We start from the raw sequence: 25,006 nt of genomic DNA, 5'->3' as shown, positions 1-25,006 counted from the left end.
GTTGCTCAAAATAGCAAATACAATAGCCTAATGGGATAGCTATTAACTCGGTTGGCAAGACCATTGCATATAGCGCCATCATTGGTTGGGGGTGGAGTTATATGTATATGGAAATACCCAACCGAGGCTATATTAATGAATATGTACGCAACCCTCATCTTGGCTTTAGCCCTCTCAATGGATGCCTTTGCTGCTGCAATTTGCAAAGGGGCATCATTACATAGACCACATTTTCGTGAAGCAATTCGTACCGGTTTGATATTTGGCTTGATAGAAGCCTGTACCCCATTAATTGGCTGGTCTATAGGGCTTTATGCCAGTCAGTATGTTATGGAGTGGGATCACTGGATTGCTTTCGCTCTGTTATTCATTCTGGGTTGTAGAATGATTACAGAGAGTTTTAAAAAAAATCAGGAAAAAAAGTGTGAATCACCCTGCCGCCATAATTCAATAGTGTTGATAACAACAGCCATTGCCACCAGCCTGGATGCAATGGCTGTTGGTATCGGGCTCGCTTTCCTTCAAGTCAATATCGTACATACCGCAATGGCTATCGGCATGATGACAATGATTATGGCAACATTGGGTATGTTAATCGGCCGTTATATTGGCCCACTGCTCGGCAAACGCGCTGAACTTATTGGCGGGTTGACTCTGATTGCAATTGGCTTCAATATCTTATTTGAGCATCTCGAATTATTTATGTACGCGAAATAACTCTACCAGCCCAAAATATCTCTCTGTTAAACGCTATATTTTGGGCTGAAATCTTGATCAATTAAGGCGTTGATAGACCCGCAGTATAAAATCAGTTTCACATTCAAACAGCGCTCTATCTGCCAATTCTTTTTTCACATCTTCTGTTGCTCGCCAGGCAAATGGCGTCATCTGTAATAAATGATACGCTTGCACGCCATCTAATTTCATTGGATAAGATAACGATTCATCAGTTATCAATTCAAATCCTGCCAACGGTTCTGCTTTCAATGGATGAAGATGAATATTTTGATAAATCAACTCCTTGATCTGATAAAGATGGCGAGGGCCAGGAGTAACTGTCAAAACAATTCCCTGTGGCTTAACCACCCTTGCCAATTCTTCCGCTTTGCAAGGCGCGTAAATCCTTAATACCCCGGCAAGCGATTTATCGGCAAATGGCAAACGATGGCTCGACGCAACACAAAAGCTAACAGCAGGATAGCGCCTAGCGCCATAACGAACCGCGATCTTAGCAACATCTAACCCATAGATTTTAAGATTACGTCTCTTGTTTAACTGCGCTTCAACCGCCGCAGTGTAATAACCTTCACCACATCCTATATCCAGCAAACTCTCTGCTTTTTCTGGCAGATACTTTTCCAATAATTCCGAAACCCGTTGTTGTAATGATTGATAATGCCCTGAATCCAAAAATGCTCTTCTTGATTGCATCATCTCTGGGCTATCCCCCGGCTCCTTGGATTTTTTATGCTGAACGGGCATCAAATTGACATACCCTTCTTTAGCACAATCAAACTGATGATTATTCTCACAGCGCCATTGCTGTCGAGCGGGCAATAAAGATTGATGACATAAGGGGCATTGATAAGACATAAGATTCCAAAAATATAAGCGAAAACCAGCCGACACTATAGCATATTCTGATACTTTTCGTCGTAAATCATGCTAATTAATAATTCTATAGAAACGATTAATCATTATCTTGAATGAAATTATATTCCATTATTTTCAGTCCTTTCTTTGAAGCATCTCGCAATATTTCTATGGCATAAATCTATTTATCAGGTATGATTTTTCAATCAAAACCCAATAAAGCATCATTGGTACTAAGTCATTTAACTAATAGAAACAACCAATAACGCAGATAATGTAATGAACATTCTCATACAATATTTTAATAAATTAAGATCAATTTCACCGAAATTCGATATTATGCCCAATACAAACTATTTTGATTTTATCCCACAGAAAAGTGACGTTGACGCTTTAGCCGATGATCTGGATAAGGTTCGTGCGGACTTTGCTGCCGTGTTAAAGCAATTCAATGATGAAATCATATTATCTACAGGGAAAGAGACGATATATGAACAAAAGAGTTATCGGAAAACATCCGAGAATAGCTAAACAATCTAACCAAGATGATATCAATCTATTGCCTGATTCAGAGATATTAACGCTCTATGAACAACATACAAAGGGAGCTGCTGACCGATTTCTAACCCTAATCGAACAACAACAGAAACATAGACACAAGATAGGAAACAGAAATTCCGGCGGTTTCGGCTTAGAACTCCTTGATGATGCTCACTATCTGCCATAGACTTATGTGCATGTTTTACACGCATAGATGAGGTGTCTGATGAAAATACAATGCGTCTCAACCGTAGAACGAAAACGATCCGGTAAACGCAGTACAAATGTTTATTTGACGGCTGAAGTAGTAGATGAAGCCCGTGATTTAGGACTCAACTTATCAGCGACACTAGACAAAATGTTGTCCGATGTTGTTCGTGAGAAAAAAAGACAGCAATGGAAAGCTGAAAACAAAGTCGGTATCCACGCTTTCAATGAATTTGAGCGTAGTGCAGGGCTATTTACCGATGATGATGAATACGGGGTTATTTGATGGCTCAGTACGCTGTTTACCGCAACAAATCCCCTAAATCGAGGGAGCAATATCCTTTCATTATCGACATTCAAAATGACCTATTAGACGACTATGATTCACGGGTAATAATGCCAATTGCTCCACTGTCAGATAAAAACTCACGCGTCAAAACGTTAACGCCAGTGATTGAAATTAAAGATGATCGATATATCGTTATTACAAAGTCAGTGACAACGGTAGCGAAGAGCAAATTAAAAGCTGCGGATATCGTCTGTGTTATACCCGGTATTCACTCCGATATCATGGCAGCTTTAGATACTATCGTTTCAGGGATTTAGTTAGTTGATTTAAATTTTAGATCAACTTCAAAATAAGGTTTCAGTATAGGAGTTGTAAGCCAGAACCATCCAAAATTTCGTTGTATTAATTTCAATGTGTTTTTTTAAGTATTAACCCAAATAAAGGGTTATCAATAACAGAGATAATTGCAAATGAGAGATATTCTATCTTAGGATTTTTTATTAAGGCAAAACGAATGAGTTCGATTTACTCAGAGGAATATCAGCATGTTATCCGATTATTACGCGAAACACGCTTGGAAAAGGGCATTACACAGGAAAAACTGGCACAAGCATTTGGCCGCCCTCAATCATTTATAGCCAAAGTTGAAAATGGTGAAAGAAGACTAGATGTCGTGGAATTTGTGCGCATAGCCCGTTTGTTGTCACTAGATCCAGCCCAGATTGTAGACAAAATAAAGCTGAAAAAACCAAGTTTTAACCGTAAGCTAAAATGAATATCAAGTTTACTCTTAATATTCTTCAATCATAACCAGCACCGTAACAATTGTTTTCTCTGTTTAACACATTCAACTTTGTTAATGGGCCGCTATGACACACATTCTCATGAGTTAAAGCCTCTTCAATCCAATCTCAATTATATTCAACAGGCGAATATAGTTCAGTACATACCATAGATAAAAACACCAAAAAGCGTTTTAGTTTTATTGGTGTTTTTAGTTTAAGCTTCAACCGATGTCTATAGACTTTAAGGACTTATTCCCACTCAATAGTAGCAGGTGGTTTACCGCTGACATCATAGACAACTCTCGATATCCCACTGACTTCATTGATGATCCGGTTAGAAACCCGGCCCAGGAAATCGTATGGTAAATGCGCCCAATGTGCGGTCATAAAATCAATCGTTTCTACTGCCCGTAACGAAACAACCCAATCATATTTACGGCCATCCCCCATCACGCCCACGGAGCGAACTGGCAAGAATACTGTAAACGCCTGGCTAACTTTATTGTACAAATCAGCTTTGTGCAGCTCTTCGATAAAAATAGCATCTGCACAACGCAGCAGATCGCAGTACTCTTTCTTCACTTCACCCAATACACGAACCCCCAAACCGGGGCCTGGGAATGGATGACGGTTCAACATGTCATAAGGCAATCCCAATTCCAAACCAATTTTACGTACTTCATCTTTGAACAGCTCTTTCAGCGGTTCCACCAGACCCAATTTCATCTCTTCCGGCAAACCACCTACGTTATGATGAGATTTGATAACGTGTGCCTTGCCTGTCGCAGATGCCGCTGATTCGATGACGTCTGGATAAATAGTGCCTTGCGCCAGCCATTTAACCTGAGTCTGCTTACTTGCCTCTTGATCAAAGACTTCAATAAACACACGGCCAATCGTTTTACGCTTTTCTTCCGGATCATTGATGCCAGCCAGTGCAGTAAGGAAACGATCCTCTGCCGGAACATGAACAATGTTCAGCCCAAATTTGCCGGCAAACATGTCCATCACCTGATCAGCTTCATTCAAACGCAGCAAACCATTATCAACAAATACACAGGTCAGGCGGTTACCAATTGCACGATGCAGTAACAATGCGGTGACAGAGGAATCAACACCACCGGACAGCCCCAAAATAACGTGATCCTCACCAACCTGTTCACGCAAGCGTACAACGGTATCTTCGATAATAGAGGCAGGTGTCCACAGCGCTTCGCATTGGCATATATCCAGGACAAAACGCTCCAATATACGCTGCCCCTGATGGGTATGGGTGACTTCCGGGTGGAATTGCACACCGTAAAAACGTTTTTCTTCATTTGCTATGATGGCAAATGGACAGGTATCAGTGCTGGCGATAGTGGTAAAGTCCTCAGGAATTGCAGTGACTTTATCACCGTGACTCATCCATACATCCAATAATGGTTTACCTTGCTCATTTAATGAATCCTGGATTCCACGGAATAATGCACTTTCCGTTTTAATCTCAACCTGAGCATAACCAAATTCACGCTGAGTAGAATCTTCTACCTTACCCCCGAATTGTACTGACATCGTTTGCATGCCATAGCAAACCCCCAGAACCGGAACGCCAGCGTTAAAAACATATTCAGGTGCACGTGGACTTCCTTGTGCGGTGGTACTTTCCGGGCCACCGGAAAGAATAATGCCGCTTGGGTTGAATTCGCGGATTTGCTCTTCAGTGACATCACATGCCCAAAGTTCACAATAAACCCCGATTTCACGGATACGGCGAGCAATCAATTGAGTATATTGCGAACCAAAATCAAGGATAAGAATGCGGTGCTGATGGATATTAGTTGTCATGTGCGGTGAATTCCAAAAAAACAAGTAACAAATAGAGATAAGTGGCCCTTATATGGGCCACAATAAATATGGATTACAAACCTAACCGGTAGTTTGGAGACTCTTTGATAATGGTGACATCGTGAACGTGGCTTTCCTGAATGCCTGCACCACTGATGCGAACAAATTCTGCTTTGGTTCTCAATTCATCAATAGTTGCGCAGCCGGTCAGCCCCATACAGGAACGCAAGCCTCCCATTTGCTGATGGACAATGTTTTTCAGCAAGCCTTTATAAGCAACACGGCCTTCAATACCTTCCGGTACCAATTTGTCTGCGGCATTATCAGTTTGGAAATATCGATCAGAAGAGCCTTTAGACATCGCTCCCAATGATCCCATGCCACGATAAGATTTAAATGAACGTCCTTGGTATAGCTCAATTTCTCCCGGCGACTCTTCTGTCCCTGCCAACATTGAGCCCACCATAACACACGACGCTCCCGCGGCGATGGCTTTGGCAATATCACCGGAGAAACGAATGCCGCCATCGGCAATAACTGGAATACCAGTGCCTTCCAATGCTTCAACGGCATCAGAGATAGCAGTAATTTGCGGCACACCTACACCGGTAACAATACGGGTAGTACAGATAGAACCGGGACCAATACCGACTTTAACCGCATTGACGCCAGCCGCTACCAGCGCTTTTGCGCCTTCCCCGGTCGCCACGTTACCGCCAATAATTTGTAGATTTGGGTACTTAGCGCGAGTTTCACGGATACGTTGCAGTACCCCTTCAGAATGACCATGCGAGGAATCAATAAGCAGAACATCAACACCAGCGGCAACCAATGCATCAATACGCGCTTCATTGCCGGCGCCAGCTCCAACCGCAGCGCCAACACGTAAACGACCACGTTCATCCTTACAGGCGTTCGGTTTACGTTCCGCTTTCTGGAAATCTTTAACCGTGATCATGCCGAGTAGATGAAAGTTCCCATCAACTACCAGCGCTTTCTCAACACGTTTTTCATGCATTTTCTGCAACACAACTTCACGGGCTTCACCTTCTTTTACTGTCACCAGACGCTCTTTAGACGTCATTACCGCAGTAACAGGCTGATCCAAATCAGTAACGAAACGTACATCACGGCCAGTAATAATACCAACCAACTCATTTCCTTCAGTGACAACCGGATAACCCGCAAAACCATTACGTTCTGTCAATTCTTTAACTTCACGCAGCGTTGTTTCCGGCGCCACAGTGACCGGATCTGTCACAACACCGCTCTCATGTTTTTTAACTCGGCTAACTTCTTCTGCCTGACGCTCAATAGACATATTTTTATGGATGAAACCCATTCCACCTTCCTGAGCCAATGCGATAGCCAAACCGGATTCCGTGACGGTATCCATAGCGGCAGACAACATAGGCACTTTTAGACGAATGGTGGAAGTCAGTTGAGTAGACAGGTCAGCAGTGTTAGGTAGAACAGTAGAGTGAGCAGGAACCAACAGAACATCATCAAAGGTTAACGCTTCTTTTTTAATTCGTAACATAAGCAATATCTCACCAAGCTGCTGAAAATTTAAGGGATAAAATATTGCCGCGGCATTATACAGAACGTAATCGGTTGCCTCCAGCATTTTATCAAAAAATTTCTTGCTTACTTCATGATGCAGGTTAGTATCAGCACATTAAGTTATTGTTTTGAAATTTGATCTTACTCACATGTCACTATCTTTTAACACTGGAATTTTTTCTGTTAGTCGCCTGAATCAGACGGTTCGGCAACTGCTCGAAATGGAAATGGGTAGAATTTGGCTAAGCGCTGAAATATCCAACTTTTCTCAACCCTCCTCCGGGCACTGGTACTTCACGCTAAAAGATGAGCGTGCCCAAGTGCGGGCAGCAATGTTTCGCAGTAGCAATCAGCGGGTGACATTCAGGCCACAAAATGGTCAGCAGATTTTGGTCCGTGCGGCAATCACGCTTTACGAGCCAAGAGGGGACTATCAGCTTATTGTTGAAAGTATGCAACCCGCCGGTGATGGCCTGTTACAGCAACAGTTTGAATTATTGAAACAAAAACTCAGTACAGAAGGGTTATTTGACCAAAGCCATAAAAAACCGTTGCCATCCCCTGCTAAACAGCTTGGTGTGATTACCTCAACCAGCGGCGCTGCCCTGCATGATATTTTGAATATTTTAAAGCGCCGTGATCCATCATTGCCCATCATCATTTATCCAACAGCGGTTCAGGGAACAGAAGCACCGTTACAGATTATTCGAGCTATTGAATTAGCTAATGAACGGCAGGAGTGTAATGTATTGATTGTCGGACGCGGAGGCGGCTCTTTAGAAGACTTATGGAGTTTCAACGACGAACAAGTCGCCAGAGCGATTTTTCACAGTGATATTCCGATAGTCAGTGCGGTCGGTCATGAAACGGATGTCACCATTGCTGATTTTGTCGCAGATTTACGCGCCCCGACACCATCAGCAGCGGCTGAGTTAGTCAGCCGTAATCAGCTCGAACTGTTACGTCACATTCAGTCTCAACAACAGCGGTTGGAAATGGCAATGGATTACTTCTTTGCCCGGAAACAGCGTTTTTTCAGTCTGTTATCTCATCGTTTACAGCAACAACATCCTCATTTACGGCTAGCGCGTCAGCAAAACTTACTGGTCAGTTTACGCCAACGACTCACTGACAGTTTACAACGGCACTTAAAGCAAAGCAGCCTGGCTTATGAGAAATTACAGCAACGGCTCTGGTACGCAGAACCTAGCCCGCAGATCCATCAATATAGCCAACAGATTCAGCAACAAGATTTTCGATTAAGACAAGCGATTGAGAGACAAATCAGCCGTTCCAGAGAAAAATTTGCCATTTCCTGTTCACGGATGGAAGCCGTTAGCCCTCTGGCGACACTGGCCCGTGGTTATAACATCAGTCAAACCTCGGATGGAAAATTACTGAAACAAACCAAACAGGTACATGTTGGTGATGTCCTGAATACCCGTTTACAAGATGGCTGGATTGAGAGTGAAGTATTGAAAATCAAGAAAGAACGGAAAAAACGATCTGCAAATCTGAAATAGCGGCCTTCCTTTGCCACTTATTTTTCCTATAATCAGAAACGAATTTCTGCGCCGGCAATATAGGTCCGGCCCGAGCGGTTTGCATAGCCGAAGTTTGCTCAGTCATTAATGGAGAAGAATTTGCACGATTAAGCGCTTCAGAATAATTTTTATTTGCCAAGTTCTGTATTGAAAATTTCAACAACACATTGTGATTTATCTGATAATCGCTATAAAGATCGACTATCGTTGGGATTTTAGGTTCTTCTTGCTGTACAACCCTCCCCTCATCATCAAAATTATATTGATCCGGGTCCAGCCGATGAGAATTACCGGTATATTTAACAATCGCACCAATACGGAGTTTCTCATCAAATAAACGAATACCCGTATCCAACGTCATAAAGCTATCAGGTAATTGTGACAACGGCTCTGCACCAAAATGCGCTGTAGCAGCAGAGGTTGGCTGACGAGTTTTTTGCCAACTATAAGCCAATTTGCTATAAAACATACCCGCATCATAATCAGCAGCAATTTCATATCCGTGTATTTTTACCGGAGTCAAGCTATTGTGATAGATATACATTTTGATGTTAGGATCGACTTCATTGTAATCTGTCGAACTATCGTTTCTACATGTTTTTCTATTGCCACATATAAGCCAGATATCACTGAGAATATAATTTTTTACTTTAGTATGATACCAAGCAGCTTTCAGACGGAAAATATCCCCCTTTACAATTAAATCTGGGCGGAAACTGTTAAAGCCAATTTGATAAGTGTCTGATGTCTCTCCTTTCAGAAATGGATTCATGGAGCCACCACCTTCATTACTATAGAAAGTCTCCTGAATATTTGGTGCTCTCATTGAACGGGCATAACTAACGAATGGTTGGAACTCAGGAATAATTTCTGCTGATAGTAAAACCCCTGGGTTAAACCCACGTTCTTTTAAATCTAATTCGGTTGCTCCTTGGGGAAAACAAGGAATCCGTAGATCACAAGCCGGTTTATAGCCTTTGACACTGTAATCCATATAATTAAACGTAATATCTGCCTGATAAATTCCACGATTTATTTTCAACCCACCATAAATACTGGCAATATCTTGTTTGCCACTTGGCGCGAAAACATTATTTTCTTTTACTTCGCCATCTGTCTTTTTATATTTTTCCTTTTCTTTTTCGTCTTTACCTTGACCAGAATAAACACTACTCGTTGTCCTACTATATTCGGTTTCCATCAACTTACTGCCAAATGTTAACTCAAAATTTGTATCTCCATAATCGAAGCGACTAATATTACTGATATCTATTGCATCTGACTTATTTTTAGCGTTGCTATTTAGCAACTTAAAAAGTGCATCGCCTTCATAGCGTTGACTACTCTCACTGGTGCTGACCTGTAATTTTATATCAACCCATTCACTAAATGGAGTATAATTGTATTTTACATAAATATCCCGACTATCAATATGGCGGCGGGTGAATTTATTATGATAGTTCCGACCGCTTATCTCCATATCATGAAATTCATTTGGTTCAATTTTTATTTTCATTAATTGCGAATTGGGTTTTTGTTTAAACGATTTATCTGTAACAAACTCATCGCTTAATACTCCATCGCCATTCTTATAATGTGCATCAATTGAATGCCCGCTGACAGCCAACATAGCGCCTACTGAACCTTCAGAACTGAAAGCCGGTGTTTTACCCGCAACCGCTATCATGCCATTATAGCCAATACCATTATTTCCATAAGCTGTTTTTGTGTGTACTCCCAATGAATTCCCTGCGAATATCACATCATCTACACCAATTGTGCGAAAATTAGCGCTACCCACTAATGCATTAACACTACCTGAGCCATCAGATTGACCACGGTTGACATCAACTCCGACAATAAAATTAGGATCAATGATTGTACCGAATTGGTTATAAGTAGTACCGTGCGCAGGACTCGTCGGAGATGTGCCATAAAAACTCTGGCTAACACCATCAACCATCATATTCACTCGACCAAATCCACTTAATCCACGAATATTCACACTCACCGTTCCCTGCCCCGGATCTATTTGCGTATAGGTCCCTGGCATACTGCGTAATATGCTATCCATTGATTGAAGTTTTGTATCTTCTCCTTTAGAACTGTAAGAGCCGGGCCTTTCCATTGCCCGCACTTCGGCATCATCCTGCGAACCAGAAACCTTAAGGCTACTGAACTTCATTACCTTATCTGATTTCCTTTCTTGTTTTTCCTCACCATAAGCAAACCCTTGCAGCCCAATTAAAACCACACCGGCCCCTGCTATCTTTGTCATTATTTTCATTTCAATCATCCCAAATGCATACAAATCAATATTTGCTCACATACCAGTTTTTAGAAAATAAAAATGTTTAGCACTGATAAATTATTATCAGTGCTTCAAATAACAAACTTATATTATTTATTTCAGTTATCTTTCAATTGTGGAAAATATTTATTAGCATCATCCAGCATCAAAATAAAACTGTAATCCAGCGCAGTATCTTTTAATCGATTAAATCGACCTGATTTACCACCATGCCCGGCGCTCATATTGGTTTCTAATAACAGAACAGAGTCACCTTTCTTCATATCCCGTAATTTTGCTACCCATTTAGTGGGTTCCCAATATTGTACTTGGGAGTCATAAAATCCACTCGTAACCAATAAGTTTGGATAACGTTGGTGTTTTATATTGTCATACGGACTATATGATTTAATCCGGAAATAATCTTCTTTATTTTCGGGATTACCCCATTCTTCATATTCACCTACTGTCAGAGGAATAGAAGGATCAAGCATAGTTGTCACCGCGTCAACAAATGGAACCTGAGCAACCACACCGCGATATAATTCCGGTGCCTGATTAATCACAGCGCCCATTAATAAACCACCAGCACTCCCTCCCATCGCATAAACACGTTTGCTGTCACCATATTTCTGAGCAATCAGTGCTTTGGTCACATCGATAAAGTCATTAAAACTATTCATTTTATTTTCGACTTTACCTTGTAGATACCACTTTTTACCCAATTCGCCGCCACCACGCACATGAACCAAAGCGTAAACAAAGCCTCGATCTAATAAACTCAATCGCGGTGAGCTAAATGAAGGGTCCATGCTCATACCATAAGCCCCATATCCATAAATCAGTATCGGGTTATGACCTTTTTCAAACAGTGATTTTCGATACACCAAAGATACCGGAACTTCAACGCCATCACGGGCCTTCACCCAAATACGCTGGCTCTCATAATGATGTTTATCGAAACCTTTGACTTCCTGCTGCTTAAGTAATTCCCGCTCACCTGTTTTCATATTCCATTGGAATGTTGAACTTGGTGTCGTCATGGATGAATAACCATAACGTACAAAATCAGTATTAGGTTCAGGATTGTAATCAATCCATGCCATATAACTTGGATCATCAAACTTTATCTGTTTTTCTTGCTGTGTCTGCCAATTAACCTGACGAATTGTCGGTAATCCTTTTGTTCGCTCCTGTACGACCAACCAGTCATTAAACAGGTCGAAATCTTCAAGATCACTATCTTGTTGCGGAGCAATAACTATTTTCCACGGTGTATTGATTGTTTCCGTCTGATAAAGTCCATAAGTTTCATTCTCATGATTTGACCGGATGTAGAAGTGATCGCGGAAATGGTCAATATAATACTCTCTGCCTTCCTGACGAGGAGAAAATACTTGAAGTTCAGCTTGTGGCTTATTGGCATCAATCAACAAATATTCAGAAGTCGAATTACTGGTTATCGACAACATAATATAATCACGGGAAGTGCTTTTAGACACGCTTAAATAAAAACGCTCATCGTCTTCCTGATATATTTTCTGATCTTCGCTGGTATTGCTACCATATTGGTGACGAAATACCTGATATGGCAATAAGGTCTGTGAATGTCTGCGCACATAAAACAACGTATTATTGTCATTAGCCCAAACCATGTTGCCAGAAGTATTTTTTATTACATCATTATTCCACTGTTTATCCGCAATATCTTTAAAAGAGATCTGATAATTACGGCGCCCTTGCGTATCTTCCGCAATCGCAATACGTTTATTATCCAGAGAGACAGCAAAATTACTTAGTTGGTAATATTCGTGCCCTTTAGCTCTTTCATTACCATCGACCAATACTTGCCAATCTGATGAACCATCAACAGGTTTACGCTGATAAATCGGGAAGTCTTTGCCAGTTTCATAGATTGTCCGATAAATATACCCATTATAAGTATAGGGTACCGATTGATCATCCTGCTTCATCCTGCCAACCATTTCTTCGTATAACGTATCCCGCAATGGCTCACCGGGTTTTAGCATCTGTTCGGTGTATTTATTTTCGGCGGTCAGGTAATCAATGACTTTTTGATCTTTACGATTATCATCCCGCATCCAGTAATAATCATCTATACGAGTATCACCGTGGATAGTTATATTGTGTGGTTGCTTCATAGCCTTTGGTGGCATAATTTCTTCCTCTGCGGCGGCAGAATTCAACCAGCCGCTCAATAAAAACATCAATAACAGCCCCTTAGTTTTCAGGGCAAACCGCGCTTGCTGCCTTAACATATTTGCTGTCCTTAAGTCGTTCAAAGTATTAATTAGTTAAACTAAAATCAATCGGAAGTTCTATCGTAATTTCATTACCGTTTAAAACGGTATCGGGGGGAGCTGGCAACGGCTGCGCCCTTGCCAGAACTTGCTTCGCTTCCCGGTCTAAAGAATGGGTTCCGGAACGACGAACTAAGTCACTGTTAGTAACATAGCCCTGTTTATCAATTGTGAATCTAACTGTAGGCCGGCCAGTGCGGTTTCTTCTCTGTGCGTCCTCTGGATAACGTTTATACCGATTTAAATGCCCGATAACTTCCGCTCGCCATAACGCATCCGCATCAGCAACCGCCTTCGAATCACTGTCGTAAGCAGCGGCAACCCGCGAAGTCAGATTAGCAGAGGTGGCCGTACTGCTTACCATAGCAGCACTACTTTGAGATTTTTCACTCTCTTGTTCTTCTGCCTGCCGCTTCACTGGCAATGTTTTTTTAAGCTCTTCATAGTGCTTTTTCTGCTTTTTAGGTTTATGCGCCAAAATCTGCGCCTGTTCATCTTTAATCAGCTCAGGCATCTTAATCTCATTAACCTCACTTTCCTGCTGCCGGCTGGCAACAGAAAGTTGCTGTTCAATACCAATAGGCTGTTTTTGTACCTGATGTGTCGCTTCTGTCAACAATGAAAGCTCCATCATTACCGATGGCGGCGGCATCAGTTCATCAACAGCAATTTCTTCCGGCTGGTAGATAATCCAGCCAACCAAAATGAGGTGAGCAGCAATAGCAGAAACGAGCCCTTTTTTAAAATGACCCGTTTGAAAGGCCGGGTGTGTCAGCGTCAACATGGATGATAGCGCATAATTTTAATTATCATTTAGTAATGATAATTAATTTCATATGCTAATGAAAATTATTTTTACCTGTATCGTTAACTTGAGCACATCCCTGTGCCAAGACCTCTTATATACAGGGAAAAGACCGCCATTCGTTTAAAATATCTATGGTTTTTTTACTGGTGTATACCAGACATAATCAGCATATTGGCTATCCAGTTCATTGCTTTTCTCAGCCAGAATCACCACAACAAGGTCCTCTTGAGGCGATAAGTCTTTAACATGCAGAGGAACACCCATCACTTTCGTTGCATGATATCCACCCGCAATCAGTGTGGCAGGAACCGGCGCTTTAAGTAGCTGTTCCGCCATTCTGCGATCCCGCATTTGCTGAATAACTGTCATGGCAGATAATTGTTGTTCCGTTATTTCACCACCATGAACATCTTCAATCACCGCTTTAATCTGCGCTTTGACACTTTCAGCAACAGAAATATTCCCCTGGAGGACCGGAGGATTATTGTAAGCTGCTTTAATTTCACTGCGATCTAAGTTTGCAGACAGCAACGGATAAGGCTGAGATATAAGCTCCATGACCAATCCGCCATATAACTCCCACGGCCACCCATTTTGCCATGCAAGAAGCTCTTTTATACGACTTTCACGTACGATAGGCTTAGTTTGCAGCCAACTCTTAACTTTATTCACCTTTTGCTGCTGATCAGGGGTAATCATCTCTAACAGGACCGATCCCTGTTCTCTTTTGAGCGGAAGTTGCTGAACCAGCCAAAGCTCTACTTGATGATGATATGGATTATCATGTTTCTCACCCACAATGATCCTCTGATGTGATGCCAGCCTATTGATCAATTCATCAGGCGTCAAGGCGTGACCCGTTTTCAGATCGATAATAACCCCTTGTTGAGTCAATTCCGGCGAAAGCACTTGGAGAGTGGGTTTTTGTTGTTCAGATACACAGCCAGATAAGATCAGTAAACCACAGATAATCAGAGAAGATTTTACAGTCGTGAGAAATTTCGTCATGTCCATTATCCATATTTAAGAATCGTTTACAACAAACAGCCCCTGTCCATACTAGGAACAGGGGCAATCAGTATTACAATGGATGAGTTTGCGCTTCAACTGCCGCCAGAGCGACCATATTAACGATACGGCGTACAGAAGAAATCGGCGTCAAAATGTGTACCGGCTTGGAAACCCCCATCAGAACTGGACCAACAGTCACGCCTTCAGAACTGGTGACACGTAGCAAGTTATAACTGATACGGGCAGATTCCATATTCGGCATAATTAACAGATTGGCAGCCCCTTTCAATGGGCTATCTGGCATGATGTCACGGCGAATACTTTCAACTAATGCGGCATCGCCATGCATTTCACCATCAATTTCAAGTGAAGGTGACATCTTATTCACCAACGCCAGCGTCTGGCGCATTTTCCGTGCTGAGAGGCAATCTTTGGAACCAAAACTTGAATGAGAAAGCAGAGCCACTTTTGGTTCAATACCGAAACGACGGATAGTTTCTGCCGCCATAACAGTAATCTCTGCCAATTGTTCAGGTGTTGGATCATTATTGACATAAGTATCCGCAATAAAAGTATTGCCGCTTGGCAACATCAGTGCATTCATTGCACCAGCAGTATGAACCCCATCACGGAAACCAAATACATTTCTCACAACATCGTAATGTTCGCTGTAACTGCCGACGGTACCGCAAATCAGACCATCAGCTTCGCCACGCAGTACCATAATCGCCCCAATCAGGGTTGGATTACCGATAACTGCCCGGCGAGCTTGTTCAGCAGAAACACCTCGACGTTTCATAATGTGATGATATTCCTGCCAGTATTTTTTGAAGCGCGGATCATTCTCATTATTAACTACTTCAAAATCTTTACCCGCTTCAATATGCAATCCCAGTTTCTGGATACGCATTTCGATAACACTGGGGCGACCAATGAGAATTGGATAAGCCAGCCCAAGAGAGATCAGCTCCTGAGTCGCATGTAATACACGTACTTCTTCCCCTTCGGCCAAAACGATGCGCTTTTTCGCTTTTTTAGCCTGAGAAAAAATAGGTTTCATAAACAAGTTTGTTTTATAGACAAACTCATTTAGCTTCTCGATATACGCGCCAAAGTCTTTAATCGGACGGGTTGCCACGCCGGAATCTATTGCTGCTTTGGCAACCGCCGGAGCAATTTTCACAATCAGGCGCGGATCAAATGGTTTAGGAATAATATATTCTGGACCAAAAAACAGATCCTGATCATCATAAGCGGAAGCCACTTCTTCACTCTGTTCCGCCAGCGCCAAATCAGCAATCGCATGAACACAGGCAAGCTTCATCTCCTCGTTAATGGTTGTTGCGCCAACATCCAACGCACCACGGAAAATAAACGGGAAACAGAGCACATTATTAACCTGATTCGGATAATCAGAACGACCAGTACAAATGATGGCATCAGGGCGAACTTGTTTTGCCAATGGCGGCAAAATTTCTGGTTCAGGGTTTGCCAGCGCCATGATAAGTGGATCTTTGGCCATCATTTTCACCATGTCCTGAGTCAACACGCCAGGGCCGGAACATCCGAGGAAAATATCCGCGCCAGGGATAACATCACCTAATGTGCGGCTGCCATTGTCTTCAATCGCATAGGCCGCTTTAGTCTCTTCCATATTTTTATCGCGACCACGATAAATCACCCCTTTAGAGTCGCATACCACAATATTCTGGCGTTGCAACCCAAGCGCAACCAACAAGTTCATACAGGCAATTGAAGCCGCACCGGCACCAGAAACCACTAAGCGAACGGCTGAAATCTCTTTTTTCATAATTCGCAAGCCATTCAAAACCGCAGCAGTACAAATTATCGCTGTACCATGCTGGTCATCATGGAATACCGGAATGTTCATTTTTTCCCGAAGCTTTTTCTCAATATAGAAACACTCCGGTGCTTTAATATCTTCGAGGTTAATTCCCCCAAACGTTGGCTCCAGCGCCGCAATGATATCAATCAATTTGTCAGGATCAGACTCATCGACTTCAATATCAAATACATCAATACCTGAGAATTTTTTAAACAGTACACCTTTTCCTTCCATCACTGGCTTACCGGCCAATGCGCCAATATTCCCCAATCCTAAGACCGCAGTACCATTAGATATCACTGCCACAAGATTGCCACGCGCAGTATATTTGTAAGCCGCTAATGGATCTTCTGCAATTTCCAGGCAAGGCGCAGCAACGCCTGGTGAATAAGCTAAGGCCAAATCTCGCTGAGTTGTCAGGGGTTTAGTTGGAGTAACCGTGATTTTCCCTGGTTGTGGAAACTGGTGAAAATCCAATGCACTCTGTTTTAATTTTTCATCCATCGTCGGATCCTTTATATACAATCTACAATCTGGAGTAAGAGCAGGAGCAGTATAATAGGTACTGTGTGTCAAATCATAACATTGACAGCGCTTTATCAATAAAGTAGCACTTTTTTGCTCATAAAAAACACTACCCAATTTACATCCATACCCCTACTTTATATAGGAAAATAAAGAAAGAAACATTACCATTTATACAATATCATTGAGGTTATAGTAACTGTAATAATTATTACATATAAAAACTCTCAATATAAATTCAATTAAAATAAATTTTATAAAAGAAAACAAATCTAATAATCACAAATTTAATATATTGATTTTTAACATTATTTTAAGATAGAAAGTTATGTGTTTTTTGTGAAAATTACTCATCTTCTTTTTTTACTTATCAAACTAATTTGCGCTATTTATATTTTTATATCAGGATGTGCTTTCTGGACTTACAGAGCTATCAATTCTGTAAATCAATCGGTTTTGGTAAAATTTTTTCATAGTAATTTAATTTATGGCAGACCCATTCATTACTGCCTTTTAATCAAATTCAAAGTCTGCGTTTCGTGGCTTTACTTATTAAGGGAGAAGGAAAATGTATAACCATTCAGTGATGATAGTTGATGACCACCCTCTCATTCGCCATGGCTTGAAACAGATTGTAGAGCTCGATCGAGCGCTTACCGTAACAGCAGAAGCTGACAATGGTGAAGAAGCAATAAATATTGCATGCAAGCTGAAACCTGATGTCATTATGATAGACCTCAATATGAATGGTCTTTCAGGCGTAGATACAATTAAATCTATCCGTAGAAAAGGGATCAATTCCTATGTACTGGTATTATCCGTTTCAGATGATCGAAATGATGTTTACGCCGCTATTGACGCGGGAGCCAATGGCTACTTACTTAAAGACAGCGACTTAGATTCGTTATTAAGCAGTATTCGCCACGCTGCTCGTGGACAAACTGTATTTAGCGAAAAAATATATCAACATCTAGCTAACCGCCATAAACATGTTGATCCATTATCTGAATTGACCAAACGTGAGTTAGATGTATTAAAAGAAGTTTCCAGCGGTATGACTAATAAGGAAGTTGCTGATGTCTTATTTATTTCTGAAGAGACAGTGAAGGTACACATCAGAAACTTGTTAAAAAAACTGAATGTACGTTCCCGCCTGGCTGCAACAATCATGTATTTGCAACATAGGAAAAACGGAGTAGCCTAATACTTCTCCCAAGCCGCTCCTTGAGTTTATTATCAAGGAGCGGCTCTTACGTTGTTTATGTAGCAAATGTTATGTAGCAAATACTCTGTATGAAACAAGTCAACCAAATTGAGCCTCCTCTCCGGTAATAAAAATCAGGATATCATCTGGATAAAACTAGCATTTTCCAGCATTATGTTTAGGTATTTAAATTTTCTTTAAGGATCTGTTAAATGATGTTGGATAAATCTTCTCAACCCGCTTTTACTCTCTATGGGATTAAGAATTGCGACACGATAAAAAAAGCCCGTCGTTGGCTGGAAGAGCAAGAAATTACTTACCTGTTTCATGATTATCGTGTTGATGGACTCAATGCCGCGCTTTTACAGTCATTTATTGACAAACTTGGTTGGGAATCATTGATTAACACCCGTGGTACAACTTGGCGTAAACTAACCGATCAACAGCGAGCGACAATTAATAATGCTGACGCGGCAAAAGCGTTGATGCTGGAACAACCCGCTATTATTAAACGTCCACTATTAATTTCTGCAAAAGGTGATTGCCTATTAGGTTATAAAGTGGATGAATATCAGCAATTTTTTGCTGAGGCACTTTGAAATGACTTGTCCTGTAATTGAACTTGCGCAACAACTCATCAAGCAACCCTCTGTCAGCCCGGACGACAAAGGTTGCCAAGATATTATGATCGCCCACTTGCAAGCTATTGGCTTTACCATTGAGCGGATGCCCTTTGGCGATACAAACAATTTTTGGGCCTATCGCGGCACAGGCCCAACGTTAGCCTTTGCCGGGCACACGGATGTCGTCCCGGCGGGCGATGAATCTCAGTGGGAACATCCTCCATTTGAGCCAACTATCCGTAATGGCATGTTATATGGCCGGGGAGCGGCGGATATGAAAGGCTCACTGGCTGCTATGGTCATCGCGGCTGAACGTTTTGTTGCCGCTCATCCCAACCACCGCGGTCGGCTGGCTTTCCTTATTACTTCAGATGAGGAAGCGAAAGCCACCCACGGCACCGTTAAAGTGGTTGAAGCCTTGATGTCCCGCAATGAACGATTAGATTATTGCCTGATCGGTGAACCTTCTAGCCAGCATCGCCTTGGCGATATGGTGAAAAATGGTCGTCGAGGTTCTCTTACTGCGAATCTCACTGTCCACGGTATTCAAGGCCACGTTGCCTATCCGCACTTAGCTGATAACCCAATCCATCGTGCTCTTCCCGCTTTACAGACGCTGGTCAATACACATTGGGACGACGGAAATGAATTTTTCCCGGCAACCAGCATGCAAATTGCCAATATTCATGCCGGAACAGGCAGCCATAATGTGATCCCTGGGAAGATGCAAGTTCAATTTAATTTCCGTTTCAGTACAGAACTGACTGATAGCCAAATCCGTGAACAAGTTGAAACTATCCTAAAGAATCACCACCTGAATTACACGATCGATTGGATACTGCCAGGCCAACCTTTCCTGACAGCCAAAGGTGAGTTAGTCAATGCTGTCATACAGGCAATAGACCAATATTGTGGCTATCAACCTGAATTATCTACCAGTGGTGGTACATCCGATGGGCGATTTATTGCTCAGATGGGCGCTCAAGTTATCGAATTGGGGCCACTAAACGCAACAATTCATAAAGTTAATGAATCCGTCAGCGCCGCCGATCTGCAACAACTCAGCCGGATTTATCAACGCGTTATGGAGCAGTTAATCCAGTGATCACAGCAAATATGTTAACCGGTCTGGCTACTGGTCACTTGATTTCTCTCTCTGGCAATCACCGATTACAACCAAAAGCCGCTAATGCTTTTCTTGCCATGCGACAAGCCGCTGAAAAAGCCGGAATTAATCTGCAACCAGCCAGCACATTCCGTGATTTTCAGCGCCAGCAAGCTATCTGGAATGGGAAATTCCGTGGTGAACGCCCTATATTGGATGAAAACAGCCAACCAATGGATATCACTCAGTTATCAGAAGGAGAACGCTGTAAGGCAATTCTTCGTTGGTCTGCCCTGCCCGGTGGTAGCCGCCACCATTGGGGAACAGATCTGGATATCTATGATCCAACGATGTTACCGAATAACCAGAAGTTATTACTGGAACCTTGGGAATATGAACATGGCGGTTATTTTGAGCCATTAACTCGCTGGTTAACCGAGAATATGGCCCATTTCGGTTTTTACCGTCCTTTTGTCGGTCACAATAGCGGCGTCGCTTATGAACCGTGGCATATCAGCTACCAACCATTAGCCAAACAATTGGAAAAATTGCTGACTCAACAGTTGTTATTGAATGTATGGCAACAACATGACATCGCAGGCATTGACTGGTTATCGGCCAACTTACCTTATATATTTGAAAATTACCTCCACGTTGAGCAGGAGACAACCTAATGCAATGGTTAGCTGATTACTGGTGGGTTATCTTAATTTTATTGGTTGGCGTTATTCTCAATGCCATTAAAGAGTTACGCCGCCTGGATGTGAAAAAATTTCTGGACAATAAACCGGAACTGCCTCCTCATCGGGATCTTAATAGCAAGTGGGATGATGAAGATGATTGGCCGCAGAAAAAGCCGTAGTCCACGCTTGCCACTCTTTGGCAAGTTTCTTATCGAGACTTGACAACGCCTGTGCGGTTTCTTGCCGCCAGAGTTGCATTAATGCTTTATAGCCATTCAACTTCAATACGGCGATGCATTGTTCAACACTCATTTCCTGCTGGAGATGATTTCTCAGCGCAATCAACGGCAAATCACTGTTCAGCAACAATCGTTGCAAAGCCGGTAATGAAGCGGAAAACGGTCGGTAAGCGAATGCAAAACCTGACAGTTCCTGCCAATCATACCGATTGAGATGATGGTCAGTCTGGTAATCAACAGGCAAACCAAACCCAATCTGAGATTCTAGCCAATGTGCATCACGAGCAAGCTGTTGCTGAGCTTGAATCGCCAGAGCAATCCCCTGTTCACTCAGAGGAAAAATAGCCATTGCCGTATAACAACCACTACTGGCTTCCAAATGAGTTCCCATTCGCACTAATTGGAAGCCGCATTTCCGCCATAATTCCCAAAGCTCCGCGGTATAACCAAAGCTAACAGAAATAAAATCCACGCCTTGTTTTTCTGCCCTTTCCCGTTGATACGCGATCATTCCCTGAGCAATACCTTGTCTGCGATAATTAGCCGGTACAGCAACCCGGCTGATCCGTTGAGATTTCAAAACCGCCGCCTGGGGTAAACCGCTATGGGCCGCTAACGATTGAGCAACCAAATTTCCCCTTGGACGACGCCTGCCTGCCCATATTTCATGGGCTAACTCAAGCGACAATCCGCCTTCTTCAACCATCCATAAAGCCCCCATTAAGGCATTATTTCCAAGAGCGGCAATAAATTGCATACCTTTAGCATCAAGTAAACGCCGTAAATCCAAAGGTGAAGTTTTGTAGTGAGCACTGGTTAATATGCCGTAAAACTGCCTCAGTAATTTAGGCTGTTTAATCCATTGTTGCTGATGATAGATGTGATAACGGATCGTCTTATCAGAATTATTGACCGGAATTGCATCCTCAAACAGTAAGGCGCTTTCTAACCAGTTTTCCAATGGATCATTTTCAGCCCAACGCACAGGGGCCGTCAGGTTCAGGATATGGCTATCAGGAATTCCTACACAAAATTTAAGTAAAAATCCGCGCCCTGTACCTTCATATCCCTGCACAGTTGTGGTCAACAATATTCGGGGAAAATAGCTGATCAATTCAGATAATTGAGGCATTGGAATAGCAGCGGCTTCATCAATAAGCAACCAATCAATATCTGACACGCTATTTTGTCTACAATATTTGAGCAAATTATCTACGGACCAGAATTTTCCCTTTTCCCTCGCATAGCACCTGATAACTTCAGTTGTCGCCTTTGCCGGTGCAGTTAACCAGCAATTTCCTTGCCATTGCTGCATTAACATACCTGCAAGTGCCGATTTACCCCGTCCTCTTGGAGCAGTAATGACCCATACCCCCTGATTTGCCCGCAAAAGTCGCGCCAAAATGGCCTGCTGGCTGGCAGTTGGATTGCCATCAGGCAGTTGCCACGAACCATATTGCCACGAATTATACTGTGGAAATTCAGACTGCGGAAATTCAGGGGTGCATAGGGGATCATTTTGCCGCCATAGCAAAACTTGCGGATCGCTAACAATTTGCTGCTGAATATGCTGAACAAAATGCGGCGTTGGAATAGCATCTAACTGTTCGTTCCAACGTGCGCTATCCTTATCGGGTTGATAACGCCATTGGCGCCAAGCTGGAACCATCATCACCAACCAACTTCCGGCTTTTAGTGTGCCTGCCAATATCGCCAACGCTTCCGCATTAAAACCTTCGGTAGCGTCAAATATGCCGTGCAGATATTCCTGACCTAATAAACTGACCGCCTTTTCTGGCAACACAGCGTTCTGTTTACGATAAGAAATCCATAACCAATCACCGGTAAATTTCCGCTGTAATTCATTAGCCTGTAAATAGCACCAATGATAATCTCCACTCAACACCAGCAAACGACGTAACCCTTGCTGCTGCATTTCCGTCTGTATCACACTCAGTTGTTCTGGCGACATAACGGCTATGATTTACCAATCAACAGTGACAAAATCCCCGCGGCAATCAGCGGTCCCACAGGAACACCTTTAAACAAGGCTACACCCAATACCGTCCCCACCAGTAAACCAGCAACTGTTGATGGCTGATGAGACATGAGTGAAACACCCCGGCTACCTAACCATGACACTAATACCCCTATCACTATCGCAAGTAACGATTTCCAATTCATAAACGAGTTGAGGACAGCTTGTACCGTAATTTTTCCACTGGCGATCGGCGCCATAACGCCCACGGTCAAAATAAGCACACCGATAGTCAGCCCATATTTTTCCACCCACGGGAAAAAATGATTCAGCGGCGTTATACGGATAACCAGCAAGAGCAGCATTGCAAGCGTGACAGTCATGTTGTGGCTGATGATACCCAGTGCTGCCAACACTAGCAGCACCAGTAAAGTAGGATCGAGATGGCTCATAAACTTCAACACCCTAATTCCATCAGGCTAGGGCAATTTTTCCTTATGTTACAGACATGACCGGTATTCTCGTATTAATTCAAACTATTAACAAGCTAACGTCGCACCACCATCAACCACAATATCCTGTAGCGTGATATGGCTTGCCAAATCAGAAGACAAGAAAAGTACGGTATGTGAAATTTCATTAACGTTTGCAATCTTACCGAGAGGAATACCTAATTTATATTGCTCAGGATACCCGTTAATTGTATTTTTTTCATCATCATCGGTTTTCCACATAGAACGCTGCATAAGCGTATCCGTCGAACCGGGCGATACAACATTACAACGCACACCAAATGGCGCCAGTTCTAACCCAACACAATGCGTTAAACTTGTCAGTGCTGATTTTGATGCGCAATAAGCCGCCATTCTCATACGTGGAACATGTGCCGCATTAGAGCTGACACTAATAATATTGCCGCTGCGCTGACGTTTAAAATGGGGAATCACTGAACGAAATAGATAAAAAGCCCCAGAAGCATTAACATTAATGCAACGATGCCAGTCACTAATATTTAACTCATCAATATTTCCCAATTGCAATATACCGGCAGCATTAACCAGCACATCTAATTTAGCTGAGATAGCCAGTTGCTGGGAACAAATCATTTCGACCTTTTCTGGATCGCTGATATCGAGTTGTATACATTTATAAGGCAAATTATCTTGCTCAAATACGCGATCGAAACCTATTACATTAGCGCCAAGCGCGGTAAAATCACGGGCAATTTGTTCACCAATGCCGCGTGCCGCGCCAGTTACCCAGACAGTCTTATGGCTAAAATCCATTTGTAAATTTTGTTTATTTTTCATTTTATTTCTTCTTTAATTTTAATAGCGATTTATTATGCAATTTTTATAAATCCGATTTATCGAAATTTACTGATGAAATTATTTCTTTAGTACTCACAACCATTCCTGACCTTTTAGCAACATATTTTAAAGCCATGAGATGATCTTCTAGCGTAAAATCAGCTATCGCATCACCCACTAAAAAAGGCTTTATATCTCTCATGAATGCATCAACCGCAGTAATCATACAACCAATATGCCCATATACCCCACAAATAATTAATTGATCCCTTCCTAAGTCTTTCATATTTTTTTCTAACGAAGAGCGTTGGAATGCACTATAACGCCACTTAACTATCACAATATCATCGTTATCAGGGGCTAAAGCATGGCTAATATTCTGTAAATGGGGTGATCTATTCAAGCCCCCCCCCCATATATCATTAAGTAATGCGCGCTCTTCATCACTTTGTACTTTAGGCTGTGCCGTATATATAATGGGAATCTGTTTTTCTTTACAAAATACTTTCAACAAATGGATATTTTCAATTAATTGATTAACTAAAGGGCTATTATTACCGAAAAATTGCAAGAAATAGTCCTGCATGTCATGAATAAGTAAAATTGCCTTATGAGGCTCGAATAACCAGGATGCTTCATTACCTGGAAAATCTTTCGGCTGAGGTAGCATATAATTTTTCAATGATGGAATGGTCATTTTAATACCTTCATGTCA

Annotated in this window: 21 protein-coding genes and 2 pseudogenes; 11 read left to right on the top strand and 12 right to left on the bottom strand. The window is 42.2% G+C overall.

All coding sequences use genetic code 11. The features are described from left to right. The first annotated feature begins 135 nt into the window (after positions 1–135). The gene (mntP, locus tag TI10_RS00585; RefSeq protein WP_049581241.1) at positions 136–717 is read left to right on the top strand and encodes a manganese efflux pump MntP; all 582 of its coding nucleotides are present in this window, start codon (positions 136–138) and stop codon (positions 715–717) included. Between the two features lie 57 nt (positions 718–774). Here mntP and rlmA read toward each other — a convergent pair whose 3' ends face one another. Continuing rightward, on the bottom strand, positions 775–1,593 hold the full coding sequence (gene rlmA, locus TI10_RS00580) for a 23S rRNA (guanine(745)-N(1))-methyltransferase (protein WP_049581240.1): 819 nt from the start codon (positions 1,591–1,593) through the stop codon (positions 775–777). Positions 1,594–2,083: 490 nt separating this feature from the next. Here rlmA and TI10_RS00570 point away from each other — a divergent pair, with 490 nt between their 5' ends. The 4 genes from TI10_RS00570 to TI10_RS00555 all read left to right on the top strand — a co-directional run bounded on the left by TI10_RS00570 (position 2,084) and on the right by TI10_RS00555 (position 3,404). After that, positions 2,084–2,320, top strand: coding sequence for a DUF2335 domain-containing protein (locus TI10_RS00570; protein ID WP_049581239.1), 237 nt, complete (start codon positions 2,084–2,086; stop codon positions 2,318–2,320). Between the two features lie 39 nt (positions 2,321–2,359). Next, the gene (locus TI10_RS00565; RefSeq protein WP_049581238.1) at positions 2,360–2,626 is read left to right on the top strand and encodes a type II toxin-antitoxin system CcdA family antitoxin; all 267 of its coding nucleotides are present in this window, start codon (positions 2,360–2,362) and stop codon (positions 2,624–2,626) included. After that, positions 2,626–2,946, top strand: coding sequence for a CcdB family protein (locus tag TI10_RS00560; RefSeq protein ID WP_049581237.1), 321 nt, complete (start codon positions 2,626–2,628; stop codon positions 2,944–2,946). The genes TI10_RS00565 and TI10_RS00560 overlap by 1 nt, the downstream gene beginning before the upstream one ends. A 197-nt stretch (positions 2,947–3,143) precedes the next feature. After that, positions 3,144–3,404: a helix-turn-helix domain-containing protein gene (locus TI10_RS00555; RefSeq protein ID WP_049581236.1), complete on the top strand. Its 261-nt coding sequence runs from the start codon at positions 3,144–3,146 to the stop codon at positions 3,402–3,404. Positions 3,405–3,663: 259 nt separating this feature from the next. Here the strand turns inward: TI10_RS00555 and guaA are convergent, their stop codons facing one another. Together guaA and guaB are read right to left on the bottom strand one after the other, a co-directional pair. Then, the gene (gene guaA / locus TI10_RS00550; protein ID WP_049581235.1) at positions 3,664–5,241 is read right to left on the bottom strand and encodes a glutamine-hydrolyzing GMP synthase; all 1,578 of its coding nucleotides are present in this window, start codon (positions 5,239–5,241) and stop codon (positions 3,664–3,666) included. A gap of 73 nt (positions 5,242–5,314) precedes the next feature. Further along, entirely contained in the window at positions 5,315–6,781 is a 1,467-nt protein-coding gene (guaB, locus tag TI10_RS00545; RefSeq protein WP_049582116.1) for an IMP dehydrogenase, read from the bottom strand. A gap of 172 nt (positions 6,782–6,953) precedes the next feature. Here guaB and xseA point away from each other — a divergent pair, with 172 nt between their 5' ends. After that, the gene (gene xseA / locus TI10_RS00540; RefSeq protein ID WP_049581234.1) at positions 6,954–8,327 is read left to right on the top strand and encodes an exodeoxyribonuclease VII large subunit; all 1,374 of its coding nucleotides are present in this window, start codon (positions 6,954–6,956) and stop codon (positions 8,325–8,327) included. 32 nt (positions 8,328–8,359) lie between these two features. On the opposite strand, the pseudogene TI10_RS00535 reads toward xseA, so the two are convergent. From TI10_RS00535 to maeB, 5 genes and pseudogenes are all read right to left on the bottom strand, one after another. Then, positions 8,360–10,635 (bottom strand): annotated as a pseudogene (locus TI10_RS00535) (TonB-dependent receptor domain-containing protein). A 122-nt stretch (positions 10,636–10,757) separates the two neighbouring features. Next, positions 10,758–12,815 (bottom strand): S9 family peptidase, encoded by a 2,058-nt coding sequence (locus TI10_RS00530; RefSeq protein ID WP_049582115.1) that lies wholly within the window; start codon positions 12,813–12,815, stop codon positions 10,758–10,760. Between the two features lie 130 nt (positions 12,816–12,945). Beyond that, complete coding sequence (locus TI10_RS00525) at positions 12,946–13,743, bottom strand: energy transducer TonB (RefSeq protein WP_049581233.1); 798 nt, start codon at positions 13,741–13,743, stop codon at positions 12,946–12,948. Between the two features lie 153 nt (positions 13,744–13,896). Further along, complete coding sequence (locus tag TI10_RS00520) at positions 13,897–14,775, bottom strand: ChaN family lipoprotein (RefSeq protein WP_049581232.1); 879 nt, start codon at positions 14,773–14,775, stop codon at positions 13,897–13,899. A gap of 73 nt (positions 14,776–14,848) precedes the next feature. Beyond that, positions 14,849–17,128, bottom strand: coding sequence for an NADP-dependent oxaloacetate-decarboxylating malate dehydrogenase (gene maeB, locus TI10_RS00515; protein WP_049581231.1), 2,280 nt, complete (start codon positions 17,126–17,128; stop codon positions 14,849–14,851). A gap of 589 nt (positions 17,129–17,717) precedes the next feature. Here maeB and TI10_RS00510 point away from each other — a divergent pair. The 5 genes from TI10_RS00510 to TI10_RS00490 all read left to right on the top strand — a co-directional run bounded on the left by TI10_RS00510 (position 17,718) and on the right by TI10_RS00490 (position 20,943). Further along, positions 17,718–18,353: a response regulator gene (locus TI10_RS00510; RefSeq protein WP_011146941.1), complete on the top strand. Its 636-nt coding sequence runs from the start codon at positions 17,718–17,720 to the stop codon at positions 18,351–18,353. Between the two features lie 215 nt (positions 18,354–18,568). Continuing rightward, positions 18,569–18,952 (top strand): ArsC family reductase, encoded by a 384-nt coding sequence (locus TI10_RS00505; protein ID WP_036779792.1) that lies wholly within the window; start codon positions 18,569–18,571, stop codon positions 18,950–18,952. 1 nt (position 18,953) lies between these two features. Beyond that, a complete protein-coding gene (gene dapE, locus TI10_RS00500; RefSeq protein WP_049581230.1) occupies positions 18,954–20,081 on the top strand; it encodes a succinyl-diaminopimelate desuccinylase in 1,128 nt (375 codons plus the stop codon). A gap of 11 nt (positions 20,082–20,092) precedes the next feature. Beyond that, positions 20,093–20,755, top strand: a complete 663-nt coding sequence (locus TI10_RS00495; RefSeq protein ID WP_074524873.1) for a M15 family metallopeptidase — start codon at positions 20,093–20,095, stop codon at positions 20,753–20,755. Beyond that, positions 20,755–20,943 carry a YpfN family protein gene (locus TI10_RS00490; RefSeq protein ID WP_049581228.1) on the top strand — a complete coding sequence of 63 codons (189 nt, stop codon included), beginning with the start codon at positions 20,755–20,757 and terminating at the stop codon, positions 20,941–20,943. Before TI10_RS00495 ends, TI10_RS00490 begins: the two co-directional genes overlap by 1 nt. On the opposite strand, the gene TI10_RS00485 is transcribed toward TI10_RS00490, so the two are convergent. The 4 genes and pseudogenes from TI10_RS00485 to TI10_RS00470 all read right to left on the bottom strand — a co-directional run. After that, positions 20,894–22,975: a tRNA(Met) cytidine acetyltransferase TmcA gene (locus TI10_RS00485; RefSeq protein WP_049581227.1), complete on the bottom strand. Its 2,082-nt coding sequence runs from the start codon at positions 22,973–22,975 to the stop codon at positions 20,894–20,896. The genes TI10_RS00490 and TI10_RS00485 overlap by 50 nt on opposite strands. A gap of 5 nt (positions 22,976–22,980) precedes the next feature. Next, positions 22,981–23,433 carry a DUF441 domain-containing protein gene (locus tag TI10_RS00480; protein WP_049581226.1) on the bottom strand — a complete coding sequence of 151 codons (453 nt, stop codon included), beginning with the start codon at positions 23,431–23,433 and terminating at the stop codon, positions 22,981–22,983. A gap of 87 nt (positions 23,434–23,520) precedes the next feature. Further along, a complete protein-coding gene (dhbA, locus tag TI10_RS00475) occupies positions 23,521–24,291 on the bottom strand; it encodes a 2,3-dihydro-2,3-dihydroxybenzoate dehydrogenase (RefSeq protein ID WP_049581225.1) in 771 nt (256 codons plus the stop codon). Positions 24,292–24,367: 76 nt separating this feature from the next. Next, a pseudogene (locus TI10_RS00470) lies at positions 24,368–24,988 on the bottom strand (isochorismatase family protein); the annotation flags it as partial. Positions 24,989–25,006 lie beyond the last annotated feature (18 nt).

It is taken from the genome of Photorhabdus luminescens subsp. luminescens, assembly GCF_001083805.1.
GTDB lineage: Bacteria > Pseudomonadota > Gammaproteobacteria > Enterobacterales > Enterobacteriaceae > Photorhabdus > Photorhabdus luminescens.
The sequence above is the reverse complement of the archived record's forward strand: the minus strand, read 5'-3'. Positions and strand labels throughout refer to the sequence as shown.

Excerpts from the sequence above, each read along its gene's own strand:
- mntP (WP_049581241.1), top strand. The coding sequence starts at position 136 with ATGAATATGTACGCAACCCTCATCTTGGCTTTAGCCCTCTCAATGGAT.
- rlmA (WP_049581240.1), bottom strand. The coding sequence starts at position 1,593 with ATGTCTTATCAATGCCCCTTATGTCATCAATCTTTATTGCCCGCTCGA.
- TI10_RS00570 (WP_049581239.1), top strand. The coding sequence starts at position 2,084 with ATGAACAAAAGAGTTATCGGAAAACATCCGAGAATAGCTAAACAATCT.
- TI10_RS00565 (WP_049581238.1), top strand. The coding sequence starts at position 2,360 with ATGAAAATACAATGCGTCTCAACCGTAGAACGAAAACGATCCGGTAAA.
- TI10_RS00560 (WP_049581237.1), top strand. The coding sequence starts at position 2,626 with ATGGCTCAGTACGCTGTTTACCGCAACAAATCCCCTAAATCGAGGGAG.
- TI10_RS00555 (WP_049581236.1), top strand. The coding sequence starts at position 3,144 with ATGAGTTCGATTTACTCAGAGGAATATCAGCATGTTATCCGATTATTA.
- guaA (WP_049581235.1), bottom strand. The coding sequence starts at position 5,241 with ATGACAACTAATATCCATCAGCACCGCATTCTTATCCTTGATTTTGGT.
- guaB (WP_049582116.1), bottom strand. The coding sequence starts at position 6,781 with ATGTTACGAATTAAAAAAGAAGCGTTAACCTTTGATGATGTTCTGTTG.
- xseA (WP_049581234.1), top strand. The coding sequence starts at position 6,954 with ATGTCACTATCTTTTAACACTGGAATTTTTTCTGTTAGTCGCCTGAAT.
- TI10_RS00530 (WP_049582115.1), bottom strand. The coding sequence starts at position 12,815 with ATGCCACCAAAGGCTATGAAGCAACCACACAATATAACTATCCACGGT.
- TI10_RS00525 (WP_049581233.1), bottom strand. The coding sequence starts at position 13,743 with ATGTTGACGCTGACACACCCGGCCTTTCAAACGGGTCATTTTAAAAAA.
- TI10_RS00520 (WP_049581232.1), bottom strand. The coding sequence starts at position 14,775 with ATGACGAAATTTCTCACGACTGTAAAATCTTCTCTGATTATCTGTGGT.
- maeB (WP_049581231.1), bottom strand. The coding sequence starts at position 17,128 with ATGGATGAAAAATTAAAACAGAGTGCATTGGATTTTCACCAGTTTCCA.
- TI10_RS00510 (WP_011146941.1), top strand. The coding sequence starts at position 17,718 with ATGTATAACCATTCAGTGATGATAGTTGATGACCACCCTCTCATTCGC.
- TI10_RS00505 (WP_036779792.1), top strand. The coding sequence starts at position 18,569 with ATGTTGGATAAATCTTCTCAACCCGCTTTTACTCTCTATGGGATTAAG.
- dapE (WP_049581230.1), top strand. The coding sequence starts at position 18,954 with ATGACTTGTCCTGTAATTGAACTTGCGCAACAACTCATCAAGCAACCC.
- TI10_RS00495 (WP_074524873.1), top strand. The coding sequence starts at position 20,093 with ATGTTAACCGGTCTGGCTACTGGTCACTTGATTTCTCTCTCTGGCAAT.
- TI10_RS00490 (WP_049581228.1), top strand. The coding sequence starts at position 20,755 with ATGCAATGGTTAGCTGATTACTGGTGGGTTATCTTAATTTTATTGGTT.
- TI10_RS00485 (WP_049581227.1), bottom strand. The coding sequence starts at position 22,975 with ATGTCGCCAGAACAACTGAGTGTGATACAGACGGAAATGCAGCAGCAA.
- TI10_RS00480 (WP_049581226.1), bottom strand. The coding sequence starts at position 23,433 with ATGAGCCATCTCGATCCTACTTTACTGGTGCTGCTAGTGTTGGCAGCA.
- dhbA (WP_049581225.1), bottom strand. The coding sequence starts at position 24,291 with ATGAAAAATAAACAAAATTTACAAATGGATTTTAGCCATAAGACTGTC.